The sequence below is a fragment of the Devosia sp. genome, from assembly GCF_028290645.1.
Lineage (GTDB): Bacteria > Pseudomonadota > Alphaproteobacteria > Rhizobiales > Devosiaceae > Devosia_A.
In genome coordinates this window covers 1-5,702 of the sequence record NZ_JAQGJL010000347.1, presented here as the reverse complement: position 1 = coordinate 5,702, position 5,702 = coordinate 1, and the positions used below count along the sequence as shown (strand labels likewise).

6 protein-coding genes are annotated in these 5,702 nt (G+C 66.1%); 4 read left to right on the top strand and 2 right to left on the bottom strand.

Annotated elements, in window-relative coordinates; genetic code table 11:
* Nucleotides 1-163: 163 nt before the first annotated feature.
* Nucleotides 164-772 carry a DnaJ domain-containing protein gene (locus tag JWQ89_RS18435; RefSeq protein ID WP_299643354.1) on the bottom strand — a complete coding sequence of 203 codons (609 nt, stop codon included), beginning with the start codon at nt 770-772 and terminating at the stop codon, nt 164-166.
* Nucleotides 773-803: 31 nt separating this feature from the next.
* Between JWQ89_RS18435 and JWQ89_RS18430 the strand changes: the two genes are divergently transcribed.
* Both JWQ89_RS18430 and JWQ89_RS18425 read left to right on the top strand, forming a co-directional pair.
* On the top strand, nt 804-1,535 hold the full coding sequence (locus JWQ89_RS18430) for an HAD family phosphatase (RefSeq protein WP_299643352.1): 732 nt from the start codon (nt 804-806) through the stop codon (nt 1,533-1,535).
* A gap of 361 nt (nt 1,536-1,896) precedes the next feature.
* Entirely contained in the window at nt 1,897-2,718 is an 822-nt protein-coding gene (locus tag JWQ89_RS18425; protein ID WP_299643349.1) for a cell wall hydrolase, read from the top strand.
* Between the two features lie 250 nt (nt 2,719-2,968).
* Here JWQ89_RS18425 and JWQ89_RS18420 read toward each other — a convergent pair whose 3' ends face one another.
* Nucleotides 2,969-4,528: a phosphoenolpyruvate carboxykinase (ATP) gene (locus JWQ89_RS18420; protein WP_299643348.1), complete on the bottom strand. Its 1,560-nt coding sequence runs from the start codon at nt 4,526-4,528 to the stop codon at nt 2,969-2,971.
* Nucleotides 4,529-4,743: 215 nt separating this feature from the next.
* On the opposite strand from JWQ89_RS18420, the gene JWQ89_RS18415 reads away from it, so the two are divergent.
* Together JWQ89_RS18415 and JWQ89_RS18410 are read left to right on the top strand one after the other, a co-directional pair.
* Entirely contained in the window at nt 4,744-5,463 is a 720-nt protein-coding gene (locus JWQ89_RS18415; protein ID WP_299643346.1) for a response regulator transcription factor, read from the top strand.
* A 7-nt stretch (nt 5,464-5,470) separates the two neighbouring features.
* Nucleotides 5,471-5,702, top strand: a 232-nt coding sequence (locus JWQ89_RS18410) for a sensor N-terminal transmembrane domain-containing protein (RefSeq protein WP_299643343.1), incomplete at its 3' end; no start/stop codon positions are given.

Here is a 5,702-nt window from a genome sequence, read left to right as displayed (position 1 = left end):
TTTGCGGGTGCGACGGGGGTGGTTGGGGCGGTGTTTCGGCGGGCGCTGGAGAAGTACTATGACGGGATGGAGGACCCGCTGACCGTGGAGCTTCTTGGGGAAAACCCCGATTGATCCCCACACTCGGTGTCATCCCAGCGAAGGCTGGGACCCGAGGTGGCCCTCAGGCCTCAGCCTCCAGTGCCGCGATCAGTTCGGTTTCGCTCTCGTAGTTGCCGAGTTCGGCGAGCGCGGTTTCCAGCATGGCGAGGCGGCGCTTAATGGTGCGGTGCTGTTCGGCCTTGGCGGCGACCTGGGCGTCGAGGCGCTCGGCGAAAATGTTGCGGTCCTCGTCGGTGCGGCGGATGCGGCTGCGCAGCGTCTGCAACGCGCCGATCTCGGTGTCAGTGCGCTGCAGGGCGCGGCGGGCGTCGGCGAGGCCGGTTTCGACCGCGGTGGCCATCTGGGCGATGAAATCGACGCGCTCGAGCTTAAGGCCGGTGGCGATGGCGGTTTCGACGGCGGCGTCGAACATGTCGGCGAGAATGGTCGCCACCTCGCGCCGATAGGTCTTCACCGCCTCGTCGTCGACGATGCCGGTCTCGTCGAAGAGGCGCCGCGAATCAGGGTCGGAGAGCAGCCCGAAGGCGCGGACGACGAGCACGAAATGCGCCGGGTCGCCGCCCCGGTCGGGGTGCGCAACCTGCACTTTCCTGCGGTACGCCAGCTTGATGTCGGCGGGGCGGGCGGCCTTGCCGACGCCGAGCACGTCATAGGGATCGAACGCGGTCATCGCCCAGCACATAGCACTTCAGCGCGAGCCGTTGAAGCCAAGGGTAGCCGCGGCGGCGAAATCTCCCTATATCGGCGGCATGCCCACAACACTGCCGACTGCGCCGCTGAAGCCCTTTTCCGCCATCGTCTTCGATATGGATGGAACGCTGCTCGATACCGAGATGGTGTTCAAAGAGATCGTCTGGGACGTCAGCGCCGATCTCGGCTTCGAGATGACCGACCTGATCCATCATGCGATGGTCGGCTCGAGCCACGAGACCACCAACAAGCTGCTGGTCGAGGCCTATGGGGTCAGCTTCCCCTACACGATCTTCGACGAGAAGTGCCGCACCCTGATGCGGGAGCGGATGGAGGACGTGGTGCCGGTCAAGCCTGGGGTGCACGAACTGCTCGCCGAACTGAAGGCGCGCCGCATCCCGGCGGCGGTGGCCACCTCGTCGCGGGCGCCGCATGCGCTCGGGCACCTGGGCGGCGCGGGGATCCTCTCGATGTTCGAGGCGGTGGTGACGCGCGACGACGTGATCAACCCCAAGCCGCACCCCGAGCCCTACCTGATGGCAGCAAGGCGCCTCGGGATCGAGCCGGAGCTCTGCATCGCGGTGGAAGATTCCCACACCGGGGTGCGCGCGGCGCACGCGGCGGGGCTGCAGACCATCATGGTGCCCGACCTGGTCCGGCCCTCCGACGAGATCAGGGCGCTCTGCATCGCGGTGATGGACAGTCTCCACGACCTGAGGCACGCGGCCTTCGCCGCCGCCTGACCGACTCAGCAAGTCCAATCGCAATCAATGCCGCCCGGCTCCCGTTTCGACGGGCGCCGGACTGTGGTGTTCGTGCAACGATTCGGATCGATTAACTTTTATCGATTGCCGCAAGCGGCGCTTAGCTATCCGCAAACTCCATGAGAATCAGGGGTTTCACCCTGCATCGGGGTGCATTAACCTCGTTTTAAGAGCCTAACGTTCATGGTTAAGTAACTGTAAATTCTGGGTTCCATCGCTACCCGGCGTCGGCTAGGGTTTGCACGGGTAAATAGACCAACTGGGCTGCCTCGGGGGGCGGCATCGGGGGAAGGTAGGCGGATTGCGGGCAGGGCCGATCGCTCCAGCATTACGTGTTTTCATGCACGCACTGGCGTTTGCCGCAGCAGCACTTGTGCTGCTCGCGACCCTTGCTCCGTCCTCAGCTGAGGAACTCCCCAGCGACACCGTGGTTCCTGCCGCGTTCACCGAAGCGGTGAGCCTGAAGCGCCAGCAGTTCCACACCGACAGCCAGCCGCAACTCACTCCCGCCCTGCTCGAGGCCTATGTCGCCCGCAAGCAGCAGCTCCAGAGCTTCCAGGGCTTCGACGTCGTCTCCCCGCAGGCGGAGCTCACCGAAGCGGTACTGATGGGCTACATCGCCAAGCGCCAGAACCAGGCGCTCGATGCCATCGAGAGCGTCGATTTCTCCAACAAGCCGGCGCTTACCGCGGCCGTGCTCACCAATTACGCGCAGGACGAGTTCGTGCCGACGTTCAAGCGGGTGAAGCTGGCCGAGGGCGAAAAGCTCTGCCTCGCGCAGGCGATCTACCACGAGGCCCGCGGGGAAACGCGCGAGGGCCAGCTGGCCGTCGCGAACGTCATCATCAACCGGGCGTTCTCGAAGAAGTATCCCTCGACGATCTGCGGCGTGGTGTTCCAGAACGCCGACAAGGGCCGCTATAAGTGCCAGTTCACCTTCGCCTGTGACGGAAGGTCGGACATGGGCCGCGAGCGCAATGCGTGGAACCGGTCGATCAAGATGGCCGAGGACGCGTTCTACGAGTTCCAGCGCGGCGAGCGGCCGGGCGTGGTCCCGAACTCGGCGCTGTTCTACCACACGACGGCCGTGGCGCCGAAATGGTCGCACACGTTCCACCGGGTCGCGGCCATCGGCTCGCACGTGTTCTATTCGACGAACTAAGATTGCGTGGAGCGGTAGCGCGATGGGCCCCGGGAGGGGCCTTTTTTGTTTGTTGTCGCTGGACGACGAGAGCCGGGTGGTTGCGGATCCCCACCCCTGTCCCCTCCCCCTAAGAATGGGGAGGGAGACGATTGAACCGCGAACGCAGCATTCCGGACTTGCGAAGACCAACGGAGAGGGTCCCCCTCCCATTCCTAGGGGAGGGGCAGCTCGCACCGGCAGGTCGGATGACCGACGGGACTGAGCGCCCCTACTCCGCCGCGACCTGGACCGCGTCGAACTTGCGGTAGTTGGCGGCGAACAGGTCCTGCAGCTTGCTGGCTGCCGCGTCGTAGGCGGTGACGTCGGCCCAGTTGGCGCGGGGGTCGAGGGCACGGGGGGAGACGCCTTCGACGCGGAGCGGGACTGCCATGCCGAAGAGCGGCTCGATGCGGGTCTCGGCGTGTTCGAGTTCGCCTGATAGCGCGGCATTCAGCAGCCGGCGGGTGGTGGCGATGTCGATGCGCTTGCCCACGCCGTAGGCGCCGCCGGTCCAGCCGGTGTTGAGCAGGTAGATGCGGGCGCCGGAGGCCTGCAGCCGCTCTTCGAGCAGCCGGCCGTAGACGGTGGGGTGCAGCGGCATGAACGGGGCGCCGAAGCAGGCCGAGAAGGTGGCGGTGGGCTCGGTGATGCCGCGCTCGGTGCCGGCGACCTTGGCGGTGTAGCCCGAGAGGAAGTGGAACACCGCCTGCTCCGGCGTCAGGCGCGCGATCGGGGGCAGCACGCCGAAGGCATCGGCGGTGAGGAACACCACGGTGCGCGGCTTGCCGCCGACGCCGCCCTCGGCGACCGCCGGGAGGGTTTCGAGCGGATAGGCGGCACGGGTGTTCTCGGTCAGCGAGATGTCGTCGTAGAGCGGGACCAGCGCATCATCGAGCTCGAGGTTCTCGAGCACCGTGCCGAAGCTTTGCGTGGCGCGATGGATCTGCGGCTCGGCGGTGGGGCTCAGCTTCACGGTCTTCGCGTAGCAGCCACCCTCGAGGTTGAACACGCCGTCGGCGGTCCAGCCGTGCTCGTCGTCGCCGATCAGCAGCCGCTCGGGGTCGTTCGACAGCGTCGTCTTGCCGGTGCCCGAGAGACCGAAGAACAGGGCCACGTCGCCGTCGCGGCCGACATTGGCCGAGCAGTGCATGGGGAGCGTATCGGCGAACGGGGCGTGGAAGTTGAACAGCGAGAACACCGATTTCTTGATCTCGCCGGCATAGGCGGTGCCGGCGATCAGGACGAGCTTGCGCGCCATGTCGAGCGCGATCACCGTGCCGGTGCGGCTGCCGTGGCGGGCCGGGTCGGCGGTGAAGCTGGGCAGATGGAGGATGGTGACGTCGGCGCCCTCGCCCGGCGTCTCGGGCCGGATCAGCACGTTGCGGATGAACAGCGCATGCCATGCTGTTTCGGTGATGACGCTGACCCGCAGCTGCTGGCGCGCGTCGGCGCCGGCGAGCAGGTGCTGGCCGTGGAGGGTGCGCGCGGCGGTCGAGGCGAGCATGTCGGCGAGCAGCCGCTCGAACGCCTCGGGCGCCATGGACTGGCTGTTATCCCACCAGACATGGGGCTCGGTCACCGCGTCGCGGACGATGAACTTGTCCTTGACCGAACGGCCGGTGAAGACGCCGGTGGTGACGGCGAGCGCCCCGCCGGCAGCAAGCCGGCCCTCGCCTTCGGCAAGCGCTGTTTCAACCAGCGTGGGCGGCAGTTCGTCCCATCGGACCATCGCCAGCGTCCCGATGCGGTTAGCAAGTTCGTCGTGTATTGCATGGCCCATGGCCGTCATCCTCGGTCTGGAATGACGGTGAGTTAGGCTCCGTTAGGTGCCCCCGGCCATCCCCGAATCCGGCTTACGACGTAAGTCCTGCGACTTCGGTTGAGTGCGGCATGCTGGCAATCCTTGGCTTGACGCCTTATTTATGCGCAATTGTGGCAGTCAATGTCCGCCACAATTCGGACGCGGGGTGACTCGCGCCGAAGTTCCGCATGAAAGGGAGCTCAATGCCCAAGATCGCACTGGTGGACGACGACCGTAATATTCTTACCTCGGTGTCGCTGACGCTCGAGGCTGAAGGTTATTCCGTCGCTACCTATACCGATGGTGCTTCGGGCCTCGAAGGACTGACGGCGGACCGGCCGGACCTCGCCATTCTCGATATCAAGATGCCGCGCATGGACGGCATGGAACTGCTGCGCCGGCTGCGGCAGAAATCCGATGTCCCGGTGATCTTCCTCACCAGCAAGGACGAGGAGATCGACGAGCTGTTCGGGCTGAAGATGGGCGCCGACGACTTCATCACCAAGCCGTTCAGCCAGCGCCTCTTGGTCGAGCGGGTGAAGTCGGTGCTGCGCCGCGCCGCGCCGCGCGATCCTTCGGCGGCCCCGGGCACGCCGGGGAGCGAACCCACCCCCGGCAAGGCGCTGATCGAGCGCGGCTCGCTGGTGATGGACGAGGAGCGCCATACCTGCACCTGGAAGGGGCAGCGCGTCACTTTGACCGTCACCGAGTTCCTCATCCTCCAGGCGCTGGCGCTCCGCCCCGGCGTCGTCAAGTCGCGCAACGCCCTGTTGGACGCCGCCTATGACGACCAGGTCTATGTCGACGACCGCACCATCGACAGCCACATCAAGCGGCTGCGCAAGAAGTTCAAGGCGGTCGACGACGACTTCGAAATGATCGAGACGCTCTACGGCGTGGGATATCGCTTCAAGGAGCAATAGGCACACCGTGGCCGCCACCGACGAGCCTCTGCCCGCAGCCGCGCCCGATACGGCCCCGATGGGCCTGCTGGCCCGGCTGAACCGTCCGGCGGTGGTCCTCGGGCACTGGGTGCTGGTGGCCGTGCAATGGGTGCGGCGGCTGCTGGCGCTCACCATCTTTTCGAGCCTGGCGCGCCGCATCATCGTGCTCAACCTCGCCGGCCTCGCCGTGCTGGTGGTGGGGATCCTGTTCCTCAACC